The sequence below is a fragment of the Clostridioides sp. ES-S-0123-01 genome, from assembly GCF_020658415.1.
Taxonomy (GTDB): Bacteria; Bacillota; Clostridia; order Peptostreptococcales; family Peptostreptococcaceae; genus Clostridioides.
Window position 1 is genome coordinate 113866 of sequence record NZ_JACVWD010000005.1, and the last position, 18988, is coordinate 132853.

The window sequence follows — 18988 nt, forward strand, 5'->3', positions numbered from 1 at the left end:
TTTAATTAAGTAGGTGAAGAATTTGTTTATAGATAAAGCGAGAATATTTGTAAAAGCTGGAAATGGTGGAAATGGTTCGGTAGCATTTAGAAAAGAAAAATATGTTCCAGCTGGTGGGCCAGATGGTGGAGATGGTGGTCGTGGAGCGAGCATCATATTTGAAGTTGATTTAGGTCTTAGAACATTAATGGACTTTAAATACCAGAAAAAATATCAAGCTCAACACGGTGGCGACGGTAGCAAAGGTAAAAGGGCTGGTAAAAATGGAGAAAGCTTAATATTAAAAGTACCAGCAGGTACAGTGATAAGAGATGAAGCTACAGGTCTTGTACTAGCAGATTTAAAGAAAGAAGGAGATACAGCAGTAGTTGCAAAAGGTGGTATAGGTGGTAAAGGTAATCAACACTTTGCAAATGCAGTAAGACAAGCTCCAGCTTTTGCAAAGTCTGGTACAGATGGAGAAGAAAGATGGATAACTCTTGAACTTAAAATGATAGCAGATGTAGGTCTTTTAGGATTTCCAAATGTAGGTAAGTCAACATTTTTATCAGTTGTAACCAAAGCTAAGCCCAAAATTGCAAACTATCATTTTACAACATTGACACCAAATTTAGGTGTTGTTCAAACTAAGTTTGGAGATAGTTTTGTACTTGCTGATATACCTGGAATTATAGAGGGTGCTTCTGAAGGTATAGGATTAGGTCATGAATTCTTAAGACATGTTGAGAGAACTAAGGTATTGATACATATTGTAGATATATCTGGACTGGAAGGTAGAGACCCAATTGAGGATTTTGACAAAATAAATGATGAACTTAAATTATATAATGAGAAGCTTTCAACAAGACCTCAGGTTGTAGTTGCAAATAAATTTGATATATTGGAAGATGAAAGCCAATTTGAAAAATTTAAGGACGAATTAGAAGGTAGAGGATATACAGTATTTAAGATGTCTGCAGCAACTCGTCAAGGAATAGATGATGTAATTGCCTACGTTTCTAAAATGTTAAAAGAAGTAGAAGATGTGGAATTAGTTTCAGAAGAAGAAATGTATAGACCAGAACTTGATATTGGAACAGAAGAAGGATTGAACATAGATGTTGAAGATGGTGTATATGTAGTTACAGGTAAGGCACTTAGAAGAATAATGTATTCTGTAAATTTTGATGATATGGAATCACTTCAATATTTCCAAAAAGCTATGGAAAGTCAAGGTGTATTTGATAGGCTTAGAGAGATGGGAATTGAAGATGGGGATGTAGTTAGAATTTACGAATTGGAATTTGAATTTTACAATTAATTTTGATATAGAATTATAGAGGTGATAATATGTTAAAAGGAAAGCAAAGAGCATATTTAAGATCTTTAGCAAATACTTTAAAGCCTACTACACAAATTGGTAAGGAAGGCGTTACAGAAAGCTTTTTAGAGCAATTAGAGGATATGCTAAGAGTTAGAGAACTAGTAAAGGTTACTATACTAGAAAATGCAGGTCTTGATGCTAAAGAAACTGCTAATGCAGTATGTGAAGCTTTAAGAGCAGAGTTTGTTCAAGCTATTGGTTTTAAGTTTACTATTTACAAGAGAAATATTGATGAGCCCAAGATACTTTTTCCAGGTCATGAACAGGCAAAAGCTAAGGTCAAAAATAACAATGTTACAAAAAAAGGTAAACCAACTAAAAGAGCAGTTAGATAATTAATTAGATTATTTTAGAAGAAATAAGTTAAAAAATATAGTGACAATTGGGAAAAATTGTATTATACTATTAACAATAAATTTAAATTAGCAATCTTATCAAGAGAGGCAGAGGGACTGGCCCTATGAAGCCCGGCAACCAGTATATTTTAATATACATTGGTGCTAAATCCTGCAGCAATTACGCTGAAAGATGAGTATAAACCCGTCATATGGCTTGAGTTTATACTCAAGCTTTTTTAATTGGCATATTTATATATATAAATAAATTAATATAATCAAAAGTGATGGGGGTATGTAACAGTGAAGATAGGAATACTAGGGTATGGAACAGTAGGAAGTGGATTAATAGATTTAATAGAGAATAATACTTTAAAAAGAGAAATAGAAATAGCTGGAATTTTAGTTAAAAATAAAGAGAAGCATAAATCAAAGAGATATTTTGATAAGGTAACAACAGATATAGAAGATATATTTAACAAAGATGTTGATATATTAGTTGAAGTAATTGGAGGACTAAATCCAGCTCTTGATTATGTAACAAGAGCTCTAAATAAAAAAATACATGTAGTAACAGCAAATAAAGATTTATTAGCTGAAAGAGGTAGTGACCTTATAGAGCTGGCTAACTTAAATGATGTTAGCATTAAATTTGAAGCATCAGTAGCAGGTGGTATTCCAGTTTTAAAGCCATTAATAGAATCATTAGAAGGTAATAATATAAAAAGTATAAATGCTATTTTAAATGGAACATGCAACTTTATATTATCAAAGATGTATGATGAAAATTTACCATATGATGTAGCTTTAAAACAAGCACAAGAACTAGGATTTGCAGAAGTTAATCCAGATGCAGATGTATTAGGATATGATAGTGCTAGAAAACTATCTATATTATCTACTTTATCTTATGGGAAAATAGTGTATTGGAAAGATTTGTTATTAGAAGGGATAACTTCAATAGATGAAAAGGATATAGAATATGCTAAGAAATTAAATTGTAAGATAAAATTAGTTGCTAGAAGTAAATATGAATTGGGAGAAGTAAGTGGATTTGTTAGACCTGCATTGGTGGATAATGATAATATGCTGTCTAAAATAGATAATGAGTTTAATGTAGTAATTATAGTGGGAGATTCTGTAGGAGAACTTTCTTTTGTAGGTAAGGGTGCTGGAAGAGGTGCAACAGGAAGTGCTGTTTATGCTGATATCATAGATATAATAGATAATAGGAGTTCAAATATAAAGTCTTTTTCAAAAGGTAAATTGGATTTGAGTGGGCTTATAGAAGATGAATGTAGTGCAGTAGTTAGATTTAGTGAATATAATAAAGATGGAATTTTAAAATGTTTAGATAAATATGTAGATAGCTATAATATTATAGATGAAGAAGAATTTGCTATTTTTATAAATGCAAAATCAGAACATGAAATTGATAGGTTCTTAGAAGATGTAAAGAGAAATGAATATAGTAAGTCAGTTAAAAAACTATTAAAAGTAGATTAAAATATCTATGTAATGACTGTAAAAATTTAAAGGTGAAGAAAAACAAAAAGTTTATTTTGTTTTTCTTCACCTTTTTAACAGCTGGTGACTTAATAAGATAATAGAAAAATAGATAGATTATAACATTTTACTTATTCAATAAAAAAATTTTCACTCGCCTCGTTAATAGCTTGTTGAGTTACCCTTATATATCGCTGTGTAGTGGCTACAGAGCTATGGTTTAAGAGTTCCTTAACTAATTCTAAGTTATTGTTACTCTTTTCAAATTGAGTAGTAGCATAGAGCTTTCTAAAGCTATGTGTGCTTATGTTATACAAATTTAAGTATTTACAAATTATTCTCAATTGTTTCTGGATAGCTTTTGTCTTTATATTTACTAAGTAGTCATCTGATTTAAGATTATACTTTCTTGCATGTTCATTTATAGATTCAATTATATTTTTGTTAACAGGTCTATACTGTAGTTTACCTGTCTTTTTTTCATTTATTTCCAACATATTACCTTTAAAATTACCTATTTTTAATCTTAAAATATCTGATATTCTTAGACCTAAATTAGCTTCTAACATTAGTGCTAATGCAACCTTAGGATTCTTTCTAAATCTTTTTTCAACGCCATTTTCACTATAAATAAAGCCCGTATGTAGTAGTTCCATTATCTTTTTATATTCGTCTATTTCTATAGGTCTTGTTGCCATTTTCAACCACTCCTCTTAGTTTGATTTGATAAGTTTAGGTCGGTATTTATTATATAATATAAATGAAATATTATATATTGGAAAAATATACCAATTACTTTATATAAGTGTGCTATATGTGATTAAGGAGAATTTTTGAAAAATATTGTTATAAAAAATTATCAAAATTGTGATGAAATAACTATGCTGATAAAGTAATTAAAAAGGTTATTAAGATTATGACAAATATAATTAGAAAATGGAAGCATTTAGTTAATTTTTATACATTTTATTTTTTTCGAAATAAGTTTTTTATAAAAAAAGTATTTTTATATCTAATTAATTTTCCACTTGTAGATAAATTTCTCATGTGTTTTTTAGCAACAAATAAAGCTGAAATTAAGTAGATTATTATTACAATTTGAAGAATAGTGTCATAATAGCTAAGATAATAGAACCAAATTAAGTTATTATATATAACATTATATGTATCAGCAAAGCTAGAAACTAATACAGTAGAGTTTGCAATAGGATAAAGTATAAAAATAAATAAACCTGCTAAAAGTCCATGTGCAAACTTACTTAATATGTATAATTTTAAGTCTATATCTGTTTTTGATAAAAATGTACAACATTGAGCTAGTATGGACAATCCGCTAAATCCTATCAGAAAACTAGCCAAAGATGCTCTTAGGATTTCTGGGGCACTTGTTATACTAGATACCTTATTACAACCAATTGTGATTTCAAATAGACCGCTTACAAATGCTTGACAGAGCTCCTTATTGACACCTAAAAGTGAAAGTGGTAAATATATAACTGATGCTATTAAAGAGATTACATTAAATAGTGATAGTATTTTAAATACTACCGAAAAAACAATTACAAATCCACCAACTGTAAGTAATGTATTTACTCCATTAAAGACAGCATTTCCAAATAGAACAAAAAAACCATTACCACTAGAACTTCTAATATTAATTATGTTTTTTATGTTTGTTTTTAAATCTAATTTTGTCTTTGGAAGATTTTCATTTCCATAATTTCTGAAAAAAAGACCAACCAATATAGTTCCCAAGTAATGGCATAAAATCATCAAGTAACCTAAATTTGAATTTTGAAACATACCTGTACCAACTGAGCCTATTATAAATAAAGGTCCTGATGTAGAACAAAAAGATACCAGTCTTTGGGCTTCATGCTTAGAAATCTGTTTATTGCTTCTAAATTCAGAAGCTAGACTTGCTCCCACTGGATAACCAGATACTGCTGATATTGCAAAAGCTAAAGCACTTTTTCCTGATACATTAAACACAAGTCTAGTTATGGGATTAATAATAAACCCTATAATATCTACTATTTTTAAATCAACAATTAGGTTTGCACCAATTATAAAAGGGAGTAGCGATGGGACTAGAACATTAGACCATATGGAAAAACCCTCTCTTGCAGATTTTATAGCTTCATTTGGGTATAAGATAATGCCTAAAACTAGAACCCCAACTATGATAGCTGGAGCGAAAAAACCAATAATTTTATTTTTTTTCATAATATCACCTGTAAATTTGAGTTATAAGATATTATATTAAAAGTAACAAAAATATATGAATGTAATGGCTTAAGATATATAATAGATATATATTATAACAACGACTACTACATGGGAGGAAAAAATGTTTAATAGTATAGCTAGTAAAAAAGTTTATGAACAAGTAATTGAGCAAATTCAATATAAAATATTAAATGGAGAGTTAAAAAAGGGTGATAAACTACTATCTGAAAGAGAATTATCTGAACAAATGAATGTAAGTAGAACCTCTATTAGAGAAGCTATCAGGGTTTTAGAAACTATGGGTGTGATAGAAAGTAGACAAGGTGAGGGTAATTTTATATGCACAAATATAGAAAAAACTTTAATAGAACCTTTATCTATGATTTTTAAACTGAATAATGGTACACTTGAAGACATACTAGAGCTTAGAATAATTTTAGAAATTGAGATTGCAAAACTTGCTTCAAAGAGAATAACTTCTTCTGAATCTATAGAATTAAAAAGTATAATAGATGAAATGAGAATAGAAACCAATAAAAAAGATAATAATCAAATTTTGGTTTTATTAGATCAAAAATTTCACAGCAAATTGGCTACAATAAGTAAAAATTATTTAATTCAAAGTCTTTTTATAACAGCCTCAAAATTGTTTGATGGATTTATAGAGGATGCAAGAGAGAAGATAATTGCAGAACCTTTAAATGAAACTATCTTGCTTAAGCAACATGAAGCTATATATAAGGCAGTTATAGAAAACAATACTGAACTTGCACATGAAAAAGCGAAAGAGCATATGAGATTTATAAGTAAAAACTACAGAAAAAATGAAAATTAAAAGTTTGTTATAAAATAAATTATTCTTGCAAATAGAAGATAATGGTACTATTATATAAATGTAAAACTGGTATGACCACATACCAATTTTATAGTTTATTATAATGGGAGATTAAAGATGGTAAAGTTAAAAGTACCTTATTCAAAGCAAGGAATGATTTTAGAAATACCTAACAAACGTTTTCTTGGTGTCTTGGAATCAAAATCGGATAATTATGTAGAACATAAGACACAAGAAGAAATAGTTGAAGAATCTATGAATAATCCAATAGGCTCTTTATCATTGGAAGAGTTAGTTAAAGGAAAAAAGAATGTAGTCATAATTACAAGTGACCATACAAGACCTGTTCCAAGTAAAGTAACTATGCCAATTCTTTTAAGAAGAATTAGGAAAGCTAATCCTAAAATTGATGTGAAGATTATAGTAGCAACTGGTTTTCATAGGCCAAGTACAAGAGAAGAATTAGTTTATAAGATGGGAGAAGAAATTGTAGATAATGAAGAAATAATCATGCATATATCTACTGATGATGAAGCTATGTGCAAGGTGGGTGTATTACCTTCAGGTGGGGATTTATATATAAATAAACTTGCATATGATGCAGAACTTTTAATCGCAGAAGGTTTTATAGAACCACACTTTTTTGCAGGTTTCTCAGGAGGAAGAAAAAGTGTACTTCCAGGAATAGCCTCTGCAAAGACTATAATGTATAACCATTGTAGTGATTTTATAGATAGTGACAATTCGAGAACTGGAAAATTAAAAAATAATCCTATTCATGAAGATATGGTATATGCAGCTAAGGTTGCCAAACTAGCATTTATATTGAATGTTGTAATAGATAAAGATAAAAAAGTAATAGCATCATTTGCTGGTGATGTCGAAAAAGCACATACCCGAGGTTGTGAATTTGTAACAGAACTCTCAAAAGTAAATTCCATAAAGTCAGATATTGTAGTGAGTACAAATGGTGGATACCCATTAGACCAAAATATTTATCAAGCAGTTAAGGGGATGACAGCAGCAGAGGCTACCTGTAAAGAAGGTGGAGTAATAATAATGATTGCAGCATGTAATGATGGTCATGGAGGTCAATCCTTTTATGAAAATGTAGCAAATGCAGATTCTCCAAAACAACTTTTAGAAAAAATTAGAAGTGTTGACAGATGTGATACAGTTCCAGACCAATGGGAATTTCAAATATTAGCAAGAATACTATCTAAGTATACTGTAATAATGGTAACAGATAAGTGTAGTCCTGAAATGATAAAGAAAATGCATATGAAACATGCATTTAATTTTAAGGATGCTTTAGAGATGGCTACTAATATAGTCGGTGAAGATAGTAAAGTTACAGTTATACCTGATGGAGTATCAGTGATAGTTAAATAAAAAAGGGGTGTAGTTTATGGAAATTTTGACATGTATTAAACAAGTACCTGGAACAACCACAGTAGAGGTTGATGAATCCACAGGTGTATTGAAAAGAGATGGAGTAGATTCAAAAATGAATCCTTATGATTTATATGCTTTAGAAACAGCACTTAGAATAAAAAACGACATAAAAGCTAATTTAAAAGTACTTACTATGGGTCCTCCGCAAGCAAAGAAGGTAATAGAAGAGAGTTTTATGATGGGGGCAGATGAAGGAGCTTTAATAAGCGATAGAAGATTTGGAGGGGCAGATGTCTTGGCAACTTCTTACACTATATCGCAAGGTATTAAAAAAATGGGTAGAGTAGACTTAATAATTTGTGGAAAACAAACTACTGATGGTGATACAGCGCAGGTTGGACCTGAAGTAGCCGAGTTTTTAGATATACCTCATGTAACTAATGTTACAAAATTAATTGAAATCAAAGAGAAAAGCATAGTTGTTGAAATAGATATGCCAAATGATTTACAAGTATGTGAAATTGAGTATCCTTGTTTGATAACAGTAGAAAAAGATATTTTTCAACCAAGATTGCCTTCATTTAAGTTAAAGTTAGAAACTAAAGAAAGAAAAATACCTGTGTACAGTTTAGATGATTTTGAAGATAAGGACGAAGATAATTATGGATTAAATGGTTCCCCTACTCAAGTTGTAAGAATATTTCCTCCTAAGCCAAATACAGATAAAAATATTATGAGAGGCAATCCAGAAGAGTTAAGTTCTGTGCTTATAAATAAATTAGAGGAATTAAAATTAGTCTAAGGGGGAAGAAGAAATGTCAAAAATAGTTGTAAATCAAGATAAAATAACTGATTTAAAAAGAGTACTAGAAATTTGTCCTTTTGGTGCTATAGAAGAAAAATCAGGTAAGGTAGAAATAAGTGCTGGCTGTAAGATGTGCAAATTGTGTGTCAAAAGTGGACCCAAAGGTGCATTTGAATTTATAGAAAGTAATAAAGCAAAAATAAATAAGGATGAATGGAAGGGAGTAGCAGTATATGTAGAACATCATAATGGAAATATACATCCTGTAACATATGAACTTATAGGAAAAGCTCGCAAAATGGCATCAAAAATAAAGCAACCTGTATATTGTGTATTTGTAGGAAAAGATATAAAAGATAAATGTAAGAATCTTATCTCCTATGGTATTGATGAAGTATTTGTATACGATGAAGATGAATTTAAAGAATTTAGGATAGAACCATATGCAAAGGCAATAGAAAACTTTATAAATAAAATAAAACCAACAATAATGTTGGTTGGTGGAACTACATTAGGTAGGTCATTAGCTCCGAGGCTTGCTGCTAGATTTAAAACAGGGCTTACAGCAGATTGTACAATACTTGATGTGCAATCAAATACTGATTTAGACCAGATAAGACCAGCATTTGGTGGAAATATAATGGCTCACATAAATACACCCAATAATAGACCTCAATTTGCCACTGTAAGATATAAAATATTTTCAGTTCCAGAAAAGGTAGAAAATGCTACAGGAAAAATAACTTTATGTGAAATAGAAAAAAAAGAATTAAAATCTAAGATTAAAGTACTGAGTGTAAAAGAAAAAAATAAAGAAGTTGGTCTTGAAGAAGCAGAAGTAATAGTAGTTGCAAGTAGAGCAATAAAGAAACAGGAAGATATGGATATGATATATAAATTAGCTGACAAGTTAAATGCTCAAGTAGCAGGAACAAGACCAATTATAGAAGCAGGTTGGATAGATGCTAAAAAACAAATAGGTCTTAGTGGTAGAACTGTAAAGCCTAAATTAATAATAACTTGTGGTGTATCTGGAGCTGTTCAATTTGTTGCAGGAATGCAAGGAGCTGATTATATAGTAGCTATAAATAAAGATGATAAGGCACCTATACTTGATGTAGCACACTTAGCTTTAATAGGAGATATTTATGATATTATTCCTAAATTGATAAAAAAAATAGAAAATAAAAAAAATGATAAGCAAATATATGTGGCATCAGCAGCTGAATAGGGGGATAGAGATGTATAAATCAATTGATAAAAAAGATATAGATTTTTTAATAGATATTTGTGGAGATGAAAATGTAGTAGTTGGAAGTGATATAAATGAAGATTTTTCACATGATGAACTTGGAGGAATAGAAAAATATCCTGAGGTTTTAGTAAATGTGATTGAAACCGAGCAAGTATCTAAAATAATGAAATATGCATATGAAAACAATATACCAGTTACGCCAAGAGGACAAGGAACTGGTCTTGTAGGAGCTGCTGTTGCCATAAATGGTGGAATAATGATTAATCTATGTAAAATGAATAAAATACTTGAGGTTGATTATGAAAATCTAACATTGACAGTAGAACCAGGAGTTTTGCTTATGACAATAGGTCAATATGTTCAAGAGAGAGACTTATTTTATCCACCTGACCCAGGTGAGAAGAGTGCTACAATAGCAGGTAATATAAATACTAATGCAGGTGGAATGAGAGCAGTAAAATATGGTGTTACAAGAGATTATGTTAGAGGTCTTGAAGTAGTATTACCAAATGGAGAAGTTATAAATATAGGGGGAAAAGTAGTTAAAAATAGTTCTGGATATAGTATAAAAGATTTATTAATAGGTTCAGAAGGAACTTTAGGAATAGTTACAAAAGCGATATTAAAATTGCTTCCTTTACCAAAGAAAAGTGTAAGTTTACTTATACCTTTTCCAAATTTATCAATGGCAATAGAAACTGTTCCTAAAATAATAAAATCGAAATCAATACCAACAGCCATAGAATTTATGGAGAGAGATGTAATATTGGCTGCGGAAGAATTTTTAGGTAAAAAGTTTCCAGATAATACATCAGATGCTTATCTTCTACTTACGTTTGATGGAAATAGTATTGAAGAAATTGAAAAAGAATATGAAAAAGTTGCTAATCTGTGTTTAGAAAATGGAGCATTAGATGTATTTATATCAGATACGCAAGAAAGAAATGATTCCATATGGTCAGCCAGAGGTGCTTTCTTAGAAGCTATAAAGGCATCTACAACAGAAATGGATGAATGTGATGTCGTTGTACCAAGAGACAAGGTAGCAGAGTTTATAAGATATACTCATGAGCTTCAAGATGAGTTAAAAATAAGAATAAAAAGTTTTGGTCATGCAGGTGATGGAAATCTACACATATATATATTAAAAGATAGTATGGATGAACATACTTGGAAAGTAAGATTAAAAGAAGCTTTTGATTGTATGTATAAAAAATCTAGAGAACTTAATGGTCAAGTCTCAGGTGAACATGGTATAGGATATGCAAAAAAAGAGTATTTACATGAATCAAAATCAGATGCCTATATGATGTTAATTAAAAATATAAAAATAGCTTTTGACCCTAAAAATATTTTAAATCCAGGAAAAATATATTAAATATATAAATGTTATTTTTAAACATAAAAGTTATAAAAAACAGGTTTAAATTTAATAACTTAAATTTACTTTTTAATGTTAATAGTATTTGTAAATATTAATATTATTTATAAAGATTTTAGGATGGCAATGTTTATTTAACTTTAGAAATATGAAATATTATTTAAGTTAAGTTGGTGTTACCATCCTAAAAATATGAATACACATGTGAAGCGTATTTTATCTATAAAAAATATTTGTAATTATAAATACATCTTATTAATTTAATGAGGTTATTTAAAAAACTTATTTTACATATATTGGACGAGTGTAAAAGTCCATAGGACCTTTTACTAAACCTTGATTATTTCTATAATATACTGAGTTGTATATATTTGTAGATTTTATATCATAACTTATAAGTGTTTTAAAAATAGCATCATCTAATGAAAATGATATATTTGAAAATTTATTTATTATGTCTATGTTAGATTTATTTTTTATCTCTTTTAGAACTTCTCTACCTTTGTCATTAAAAGCAAGTATTCTTATATAAGGAACAATATCTATATCTTTTACAAGGTGAATATCGCTTTTTTTTATGCCTAACAATATATTATTTAAAGTTCTCTTGATTTTAGTTAAAGTATATCTCTTAGATTTAATTGATAATTGTAATTCGTATAAAGAATTAGATGTAAAAATATCTTTGTAAATTTTATTTTCTATACCTTCATTTACTTCAAAATAATCCTTTAAATTGGATATGTCCCTAAGTATGATTGTCTTTAAAGTATCAAAAAATAATTCATCAAACATAGGAAAAAATTTATTATCTATTTTTTCGTTTAATATACTATAAGTTTTTTCTGGAATAACTTTTTTTAATTGAGAGATATTACAATTTTCCTTAAGTGAAGTTCTTATAGCAGTAGCAGAGCAAATACTATTATCAATTTCTTTAGAGTTGTACTCTGACTGAACTCTGGAAATAGTAAATGGCTTTATATTGCTGTTTAAATTGATAAGATTTTTTATATATTCTATACCAAGTATATTATTTGATGAATTTAATATTTTTAATAATTGTTCTTTTGTAGTTTTTTGAGATAAGTCGCTGTTTTCATATTGGTGTATATAATCAAAAAGTGAATTAGCTCTAGCCACTGGAAATAACATACCATCATCTAAATATTTTTTTAAAAGTAATTTAAATTCTTTTGGCTCATTTGCTAAAATCTCTGCAATACTATAAAGAATATCTGTGTTTCCCTCTTCACTACCAAAACATACAGAACTTATGCAGTTTAGAGAATTTAAAATTGTTATGGCACCATGAGAAAAAATTTCGGCACTTTGGCAAGCAAACATAGTTGGTAATTCTATAACTAAGTCTACACCATTTTCGACAGCAATTTTTGCTCTAGTATATTTATCAAATAAAGCGGGCTCACCTCTTTGAAGAAAGTTTCCACTCATGATTGCCACTGTATGTGTTGCATTTGTTTTTTCTATAGATTTAGATAAATGATAGATATGTCCATTATGAAATGGGTTATATTCAACTATTAATCCAAGTATATTCATAAAATGCTCCTTTTTCCTTTGTTTATTTTATCTATATTGTAATTTATTATAATATGTATAAAATTTAAATTTTTAATTACCTAGCTAAAAAACATAAAAAAATTTGTTAAAATGTAGAAATACTACATAACAAGAAATCAGTTAAGTGTTATTAAAATAACTTTATTAAGCCTTTATATTATATTATTATAGCAAATGGGAAAGAATAATCTACATTAAGTTAATTTGTTAATAAATTGTTATTAAACACACAATTTGCTGTAGTAGAAATATGATATAATATAAAAAAAAGTATATACTTTTATATTAAAAGGTGATATATTATTTATGAAAATCGTTTAATGTATACAATAATATATCTATGACAAAATAATAAAATATAAGTTTTTAGACATTTATTATGAATCAAAATTGATTACATATCATTTATAAAAATCTAAGGAGGAAATAATAATGAAAATATTAGTATTAAACTGTGGGAGTTCTTCATTAAAATATCAATTAATAGATATGAGTAATGAAGAAGTTTTATGTATAGGATTAGTTGAAAGAATAGGAATCGAAGGTTCTATACTTAAACATGAAAAAGCAGGAAGAGATGATAAATACATTGTTGAACAACCAATGAAAGACCATAAAGATGCAATAGCATTAGTATTAGAAGCTGTTGCTCACCCAGAATTTGGTGCAGTTAAAGAAATGAAAGAAATAGATGCAGTAGGGCATAGAGTTGTTCATGCTGGAGAAAAATTTGCAACTTCAGTAGTAATAACTCCAGAAGTAGAAGAAGCTTTAAAAGAATGTATAGATTTAGCTCCACTTCATAATCCAGCAAACATAATGGGAATTGATGCTTGTAAGGCTATACTTCCAGGTGTACCAATGGTAGGAGTATTTGATACTGCTTTCCATCAAACAATGCCTAAATCTTCATACTTATATGGTTTACCTCATGAATTATATACTAAATATGGAGTAAGAAGATATGGGTTCCATGGAACTTCTCATAACTATGTATCTCAAAAAGCAGCAGAGATGTTAGGAAAAGATATAAAAGACTTAAAAATAGTAACTTGTCACTTAGGAAATGGTGCTTCTATAGCTGCTGTTGATGGTGGAAGATGTATAGATACATCTATGGGATTCACTCCATTAGAAGGATTAATAATGGGAACTAGATGTGGAGATATAGACCCTGCTATACTACCTTTCTTAATGAGAAAAGAAGGTTTAGATGCTGATGGATTAGATAAATTAATGAACAAGGAATCTGGAGTATATGGAATGACTGGAATTTCTAGTGATTTCAGAGATATAGAAGATGCAGCTAAAAATGGAGATGAAAGAGCTCAAGCAACATTAGAAGCTTATGTTAAAAAAGTACAAAAGTATATAGGTGCTTATGCTGCTGAAATGAATGGATTAGATGTTGTAGTATTTACTGCTGGTGTAGGTGAAAATGGAAAGGCTATAAGAGCAGACATAGCTTCTAATATGGAGTTCTTAGGAATGAAACTAGATAAGGAAGCTAATGATGTTAGAGGAAAAGAAACAGTAATATCTACTGATGACTCTAAAGTAAAAATGCTTTTAATACCAACTAACGAAGAATTAATGATAGCTAGAGATACATTAAGATTAGTAAAATAATTTAATTAAACTTATGCCTATCAAGTAAAAATACTTGACAAACAAATGCTAGATTTGTATAATAAATTTGGTGATATGTTGAGGTGAACTTAATGAAAGTTAGCATAGAAAAAATAAATAGAAAAGAAACTGACAAAATAGACTTGAATTTTTGTGAAAAAATTGATACTATTAGTTATTGTGATGAGATTTACAAATTAGTATCACCTGTAAATTTAAAAGGTAAAGTATCAAAGACTAATAAAGGTTTGTATCTAGATATAGATGTTAATTTTACAATTGTTGACAATTGTTCAAGATGTCTTAAAGAAGTAGAAATACCATTAGAGTATTCTATACAAGGTTTTTTAGTAAAAGAAGAAGATTATGATGAAGATGAATTTGAGGAGTTTGATCCTTTTATATTTGATGGTGAAGAAATCGACCTTATTGATATAATAGAACAGACATTAGATTTTAATGTGCCTCATAAAGTTCTTTGTAGTGAAAACTGTAAAGGTCTTTGTCAAGGATGCGGAGCAAACTTAAATAAAGAAGAATGTTCTTGCAGTGAAATTACAAACGATGAGGAATACATAGATCCTCGTTTTGCTAAATTAAAAGATTTATTTAATTAAATTTTGACTAAGGAGGTGGCGTAAATGGCAGTACCAAAGCGTAAAACGTCTAAATCAAACACAAAAATGAGAAGAGCAGCTAACTCAAAGATGGAAGCAACAGGATTTGTAAGTTGCCCACAATGTCATGAGCCAAAATTACCACATAGAGTGTGTCCAGACTGTGGATATTATAAAGGTAAAGAAGTTGTATCTAAGTAATAGCTTCTAAAAAACATGTAGAGTGTACTCTACATGTTTTTTTTGTACATATAAAAAAGATGATTTACTAGAGAAATAAATGGATTTTATGCATATTAAAAATTAGAAAAATAATAATATAAGTATTGAAAATTTTTGTGTGTTACTATATACTACTATTAGTAGCTGGTACTAATTACAGCTATAAAATTTGGAGGGAACATGAAAAAGAAGAGTAAAGCCCAAAGACAACAAGAGCTTATAGATATGCTAAAGACTGATCCTTTTTATACTGATGAAGAATTATCAAGTTTGTTTAATGTTAGTATACAGACAATAAGATTAGATAGAATGAGTCTAAACATACCAGAGCTAAGAGAAAGAGTCAAATCAATAGCAGAAACTCAGAGTTCAAAAGTAAAGACTTTAGGAGTAAAGGAAATTACAGGCGAAATCATTGATTTATCTGTAGGGCAATTAGGTATATCTATGTTAGAAGTTACAGAGGACATGATTTACTCTAAAACTAATACTTTGAAAGATACGTATATATTTTCTCTAGCAGATTCATTAGCAATGGCTATAATAGATGCACCTAAAGTTATTATGAGAGTTGCAAATGTAAAATGTTTTAAGTTGATAGAACAACAAGACAGACTTATAGCAAAAGCAGAAGTGTATAGAAATATAGACAAAAAGCATTATGTAAAAGTTGTTATCAACAATAAAGCCCAAGAGCAAATATTTAGAGGGAAGTTTATCTTTGAAGAGTTAGATTAGGAGGAAAATCATGAAAATAGTAATAGATGGAATGGGTGGAGATAATGCACCAAAATCTAATGTAGAAGGCGCAGTAAATGCTATAAAAGAATATCAAGTAGATTTAATAATCACAGGAGATAAAGATTTATTAGAAAAGGAATTTTCAAATTATGAATTTGATAAAAATAAACTAGAAATAGTTCATACTACTGAGATTATAGAAAATGAAGATAAACCAGTTAAGGCTATAAGAAGCAAAAAAGATTCATCTATGGTAGTAGCATTAAACCTCGTAAAAGAAGGTAAGGCAGATGCTATAATATCAGCTGGAAACACAGGAGCTTTACTTGCTGGTGGATTATTTGTAGTCGGTAGAATAAAAGGAATTGATAGACCTTGCTTATGCTCAGCAATACCAAATGTAAAGCGAGGAATGACACTTATAGCAGACTGTGGTGCGAATGCAGATTGTAAATCTAAGAATCTAGTTGAATTTGCAGCTATGAGTAATATTTACTCAAGAAAAGTATTGGGACTTGAAAATCCTAAAGTGGCACTAGCAAATGTTGGACTAGAAGAAGGTAAAGGCAATGATTTAGTTAAAAAATCATATGAGGAAATTAAAAAATTAGATTTAAATTTTATAGGGAATGTAGAAGCTAGAGAGGTTATAAATGCATATACAGATATAATTATTTGTGATGGATTTACAGGTAATATATTACTTAAATCTGCTGAAGGGGTAGCCCTTTCAGTTATGAGTCTTATAAAGGAAACTTTTATGGCTAGTACAAAAAGCAAAATAGGAGCATTACTTATAAAAGATGATTTAAAAAAATTAAAGAGTTTTATAGATTATTCTGAGTATGGTGGAGCTCCACTTCTAGGATTAAATGGAGGAGTTATAAAGGCTCATGGTAGCTCTGATGCTAAAGCTATAAAAAATGCTATAAATCAAGGTATAAAATTTACAAAAGGAAAAGTTGTTGAGGATATCAATCAATTTATAAGTAAATATAATGAAGAAAATAAAAATAACGAAGATGAATAAACTCGTTTTGGAGGTTTAATATATAATGAATACAAAGGCTGGAATATTAGGTGTGGGAAGTTATCTACCTGAGAAATCATATGATAATTTTCACTTCGAAAAAATAATGGATACATCAGATGAGTGGATAAGCACTAGAACTGGTATTAAGGAAAGAAGATTTGTAGAAGATAATGAAGCAACTTCTGACCTAGCATCTAAGGCTGCTTTAAAAGCTATAGAGTGTGCAAAGTTAAACGTAGAGGACATAGAGTTGATTATTTTGGCAACAATTACTCCTGATATGTCTTTGCCTTCAACTGCATGTATAGTACAAGAAGCAATAGGAGCAGTGAATGCTACTGCATTTGATATATCAGCAGCTTGTTCTGGATTTGTATATGGAGTAACTATTGCAAAGCAATTTGTGGAAACTGGTTGTTATAAAAATGTACTTGTAATAGGAGCAGAAACTTGCTCAAAGTTTCTAAACTACAATGATAGGTCAACAGCAGTATTATTTGGAGATGGTGCTGGAGCAGCTGTTATTGGACCTGTAAGTGAAGGCGGAATCCTATCTACACATATGGGTTCTGATGGTAGGGGAAAAGATTGTTTAAAGATACCTGCTGGAGGTTCAAGACTTAGAGCAAGTAAAGATACTGTAGAAGCTAATCTACATACAATAGAGATGGCAGGTAGCGATGTATTTAAGTTTGCAGTTAGAAAGATGGCAGAAACATCTTTAACAGCTCTTGAAAAAGCAAATTTAAATACAACTGATATAGACTATCTAATACCACATCAAGCTAATATAAGAATAATACAAGCTTCTTCTAAGAGATTAGGGCTTGATATGAATAAGGTTTATGTAAATATAAATAAGTATGGAAATATGTCTGCTGCATCTATACCTGTTGCGCTAGATGAAGCATATAAAGAAGGAAAAATCAAAAAAGGTGATAATGTAGTTTTAGTTGGCTTTGGTGGAGGTTTAACTTGGGGAGCTTCAGTTGTTAAGTGGACTTTATAGTACAAAACATCTAAAATTCTTTAATTAACAAAATTAGCTTTATCTAAAAATTAAAGTTAATTTACAATAAAAAGTTTACTTTTGATTTTAAGTGAAGGAGAATGATATGAATAAAATTTGCAAACTGTTAAATATAAAATACCCAGTTATCCAAGGGGGAATGGCATGGGTAGCTACTGCATCATTAGCAAGTGCTGTATCTAACGCAGGTGGACTTGGAATAATAGCAGCAGGAAATGCACCAAAAGAAGCTATAAAGGAAGAGATTGTTAAATGTAAAGAATTAACAGATAAACCTTTTGGTGTAAATGTAATGCTTATGTCACCATTTGTAGATGATATAATAGATTTAATTATAGAAGAGAAGGTTCAAGTTATTACTACTGGTGCTGGAAATCCTGCAAAGTATATGGACAGATTAAAAGAAGCTGGAACAAAAGTTATACCTGTAGTACCAACAATAGCTTTAGCGCAAAGAATGGAAAAGTTAGGAGCTACAGCAGTAATTGCTGAAGGGACAGAAGGTGGAGGACACATAGGAGAACTTACTACTATGGTGTTAGTTCCACAAGTTGCTGATGCTGTTAATATACCTGTAATAGCAGCAGGAGGTATTGTAGATGGTAGAGGTATTGTTGCTTCATTTGCACTGGGTGCGAATGCAGTTCAAGTAGGAACTAGATTTATTTGTAGTGAAGAGTGTTCTGTACATTTAAACTACAAAGAATTAGTGTTAAAAGCAAAAGATAGAGATGCAATTGTTACAGGAAGAAGCACAGGTCATCCAGTAAGAACATTAAAAAATAAATTATCAAAAGAATTCTTAAAGATGGAACAAAATGGAGCTACTCCTGAAGAATTAGACCAAAAAGGTACAGGTGCTTTAAGATTTGCAACAGTAGATGGAGATATAGAAAAAGGTTCATTTATGGCAGGTCAAAGTGCTGCTATGGTAAAAAAAATAACACCTTGTAAAGAAATTATAGAAACTATGGTAAATCAAGCAAAAGAGATTATGCCAGGCATAGAACTGTAAATCAGGAGGAGCA

At 29.7% G+C, this 18988-nt stretch carries 18 protein-coding genes and 1 riboswitch; of the genes, 15 read left to right on the top strand and 3 right to left on the bottom strand.

Annotation, left to right across the window (positions count from 1 at the left end):
• The first annotated feature begins 22 nt into the window (after nt 1-22).
• The 3 genes from obgE (at nt 23) to IC175_RS12930 (ending at nt 3204) form a co-directional block, all read left to right on the top strand.
• The gene (obgE, locus tag IC175_RS12920) at nt 23-1300 is read left to right on the top strand and encodes a GTPase ObgE (protein ID WP_227434087.1); all 1278 of its coding nucleotides are present in this window, start codon (nt 23-25) and stop codon (nt 1298-1300) included.
• A gap of 29 nt (nt 1301-1329) precedes the next feature.
• Nucleotides 1330-1698: a YhbY family RNA-binding protein gene (locus IC175_RS12925; protein ID WP_227434088.1), complete on the top strand. Its 369-nt coding sequence runs from the start codon at nt 1330-1332 to the stop codon at nt 1696-1698.
• Between the two features lie 93 nt (nt 1699-1791).
• A riboswitch (SAM riboswitch) is annotated at nt 1792-1898 on the top strand.
• Nucleotides 1899-2001: 103 nt separating this feature from the next.
• Entirely contained in the window at nt 2002-3204 is a 1203-nt protein-coding gene (locus IC175_RS12930; protein ID WP_227434089.1) for a homoserine dehydrogenase, read from the top strand.
• A gap of 131 nt (nt 3205-3335) precedes the next feature.
• On the opposite strand, the gene IC175_RS12935 is transcribed toward IC175_RS12930, so the two are convergent.
• Together IC175_RS12935 and IC175_RS12940 are read right to left on the bottom strand one after the other, a co-directional pair.
• Nucleotides 3336-3902: a tyrosine-type recombinase/integrase gene (locus tag IC175_RS12935; protein WP_227434090.1), complete on the bottom strand. Its 567-nt coding sequence runs from the start codon at nt 3900-3902 to the stop codon at nt 3336-3338.
• Between the two features lie 268 nt (nt 3903-4170).
• Nucleotides 4171-5430 (bottom strand): sporulation integral membrane protein YlbJ, encoded by a 1260-nt coding sequence (locus IC175_RS12940; RefSeq protein WP_227434091.1) that lies wholly within the window; start codon nt 5428-5430, stop codon nt 4171-4173.
• Nucleotides 5431-5554: 124 nt separating this feature from the next.
• Between IC175_RS12940 and IC175_RS12945 the strand changes: the two genes are divergently transcribed.
• The 5 genes from IC175_RS12945 (at nt 5555) to IC175_RS12965 (ending at nt 11101) form a co-directional block, all read left to right on the top strand.
• Nucleotides 5555-6268, top strand: coding sequence for a FadR/GntR family transcriptional regulator (locus tag IC175_RS12945; protein ID WP_227482189.1), 714 nt, complete (start codon nt 5555-5557; stop codon nt 6266-6268).
• A 117-nt stretch (nt 6269-6385) separates the two neighbouring features.
• Nucleotides 6386-7660, top strand: a complete 1275-nt coding sequence (larA, locus tag IC175_RS12950; RefSeq protein WP_227851602.1) for a nickel-dependent lactate racemase — start codon at nt 6386-6388, stop codon at nt 7658-7660.
• Nucleotides 7661-7676: 16 nt separating this feature from the next.
• Nucleotides 7677-8465: an electron transfer flavoprotein subunit beta/FixA family protein gene (locus IC175_RS12955; protein WP_227434094.1), complete on the top strand. Its 789-nt coding sequence runs from the start codon at nt 7677-7679 to the stop codon at nt 8463-8465.
• 13 nt (nt 8466-8478) lie between these two features.
• The gene (locus tag IC175_RS12960; RefSeq protein WP_227851603.1) at nt 8479-9699 is read left to right on the top strand and encodes an FAD-binding protein; all 1221 of its coding nucleotides are present in this window, start codon (nt 8479-8481) and stop codon (nt 9697-9699) included.
• 10 nt (nt 9700-9709) lie between these two features.
• Nucleotides 9710-11101 carry an FAD-binding oxidoreductase gene (locus IC175_RS12965; protein WP_227834665.1) on the top strand — a complete coding sequence of 464 codons (1392 nt, stop codon included), beginning with the start codon at nt 9710-9712 and terminating at the stop codon, nt 11099-11101.
• A 285-nt stretch (nt 11102-11386) separates the two neighbouring features.
• On the opposite strand, the gene IC175_RS12970 is transcribed toward IC175_RS12965, so the two are convergent.
• The gene (locus tag IC175_RS12970) at nt 11387-12667 is read right to left on the bottom strand and encodes a nucleotidyltransferase (RefSeq protein WP_227851604.1); all 1281 of its coding nucleotides are present in this window, start codon (nt 12665-12667) and stop codon (nt 11387-11389) included.
• Between the two features lie 453 nt (nt 12668-13120).
• Between IC175_RS12970 and IC175_RS12975 the strand changes: the two genes are divergently transcribed.
• The 7 genes from IC175_RS12975 (at nt 13121) to fabK (ending at nt 18975) form a co-directional block, all read left to right on the top strand.
• Entirely contained in the window at nt 13121-14317 is a 1197-nt protein-coding gene (locus tag IC175_RS12975) for an acetate/propionate family kinase (RefSeq protein ID WP_227434098.1), read from the top strand.
• Nucleotides 14318-14409: 92 nt separating this feature from the next.
• Nucleotides 14410-14934 (top strand): YceD family protein, encoded by a 525-nt coding sequence (locus tag IC175_RS12980; RefSeq protein ID WP_227434099.1) that lies wholly within the window; start codon nt 14410-14412, stop codon nt 14932-14934.
• A gap of 24 nt (nt 14935-14958) precedes the next feature.
• Complete coding sequence (rpmF, locus tag IC175_RS12985; protein WP_003419113.1) at nt 14959-15135, top strand: 50S ribosomal protein L32; 177 nt, start codon at nt 14959-14961, stop codon at nt 15133-15135.
• A 201-nt stretch (nt 15136-15336) separates the two neighbouring features.
• Nucleotides 15337-15894, top strand: coding sequence for a transcription factor FapR (gene fapR, locus IC175_RS12990; RefSeq protein WP_227434100.1), 558 nt, complete (start codon nt 15337-15339; stop codon nt 15892-15894).
• A gap of 10 nt (nt 15895-15904) precedes the next feature.
• Nucleotides 15905-16927 (top strand): phosphate acyltransferase PlsX, encoded by a 1023-nt coding sequence (gene plsX / locus IC175_RS12995; RefSeq protein ID WP_227482194.1) that lies wholly within the window; start codon nt 15905-15907, stop codon nt 16925-16927.
• Between the two features lie 25 nt (nt 16928-16952).
• The gene (locus tag IC175_RS13000; protein WP_227434102.1) at nt 16953-17939 is read left to right on the top strand and encodes a beta-ketoacyl-ACP synthase III; all 987 of its coding nucleotides are present in this window, start codon (nt 16953-16955) and stop codon (nt 17937-17939) included.
• 106 nt (nt 17940-18045) lie between these two features.
• The gene (fabK, locus tag IC175_RS13005; RefSeq protein WP_227434103.1) at nt 18046-18975 is read left to right on the top strand and encodes an enoyl-[acyl-carrier-protein] reductase FabK; all 930 of its coding nucleotides are present in this window, start codon (nt 18046-18048) and stop codon (nt 18973-18975) included.
• The last annotated feature ends 13 nt before the right edge of the window (nt 18976-18988 follow it).

Excerpts from the sequence above, each read along its gene's own strand:
- IC175_RS12925 (WP_227434088.1), top strand. The coding sequence starts at position 1,330 with ATGTTAAAAGGAAAGCAAAGAGCATATTTAAGATCTTTAGCAAATACT.
- IC175_RS12935 (WP_227434090.1), bottom strand. The coding sequence starts at position 3,902 with ATGGCAACAAGACCTATAGAAATAGACGAATATAAAAAGATAATGGAA.
- IC175_RS12940 (WP_227434091.1), bottom strand. The coding sequence starts at position 5,430 with ATGAAAAAAAATAAAATTATTGGTTTTTTCGCTCCAGCTATCATAGTT.
- IC175_RS12945 (WP_227482189.1), top strand. The coding sequence starts at position 5,555 with ATGTTTAATAGTATAGCTAGTAAAAAAGTTTATGAACAAGTAATTGAG.
- larA (WP_227851602.1), top strand. The coding sequence starts at position 6,386 with ATGGTAAAGTTAAAAGTACCTTATTCAAAGCAAGGAATGATTTTAGAA.
- IC175_RS12955 (WP_227434094.1), top strand. The coding sequence starts at position 7,677 with ATGGAAATTTTGACATGTATTAAACAAGTACCTGGAACAACCACAGTA.
- IC175_RS12960 (WP_227851603.1), top strand. The coding sequence starts at position 8,479 with ATGTCAAAAATAGTTGTAAATCAAGATAAAATAACTGATTTAAAAAGA.
- IC175_RS12965 (WP_227834665.1), top strand. The coding sequence starts at position 9,710 with ATGTATAAATCAATTGATAAAAAAGATATAGATTTTTTAATAGATATT.
- IC175_RS12970 (WP_227851604.1), bottom strand. The coding sequence starts at position 12,667 with ATGAATATACTTGGATTAATAGTTGAATATAACCCATTTCATAATGGA.
- IC175_RS12975 (WP_227434098.1), top strand. The coding sequence starts at position 13,121 with ATGAAAATATTAGTATTAAACTGTGGGAGTTCTTCATTAAAATATCAA.
- IC175_RS12980 (WP_227434099.1), top strand. The coding sequence starts at position 14,410 with ATGAAAGTTAGCATAGAAAAAATAAATAGAAAAGAAACTGACAAAATA.
- rpmF (WP_003419113.1), top strand. The coding sequence starts at position 14,959 with ATGGCAGTACCAAAGCGTAAAACGTCTAAATCAAACACAAAAATGAGA.
- fapR (WP_227434100.1), top strand. The coding sequence starts at position 15,337 with ATGAAAAAGAAGAGTAAAGCCCAAAGACAACAAGAGCTTATAGATATG.
- plsX (WP_227482194.1), top strand. The coding sequence starts at position 15,905 with ATGAAAATAGTAATAGATGGAATGGGTGGAGATAATGCACCAAAATCT.
- IC175_RS13000 (WP_227434102.1), top strand. The coding sequence starts at position 16,953 with ATGAATACAAAGGCTGGAATATTAGGTGTGGGAAGTTATCTACCTGAG.
- fabK (WP_227434103.1), top strand. The coding sequence starts at position 18,046 with ATGAATAAAATTTGCAAACTGTTAAATATAAAATACCCAGTTATCCAA.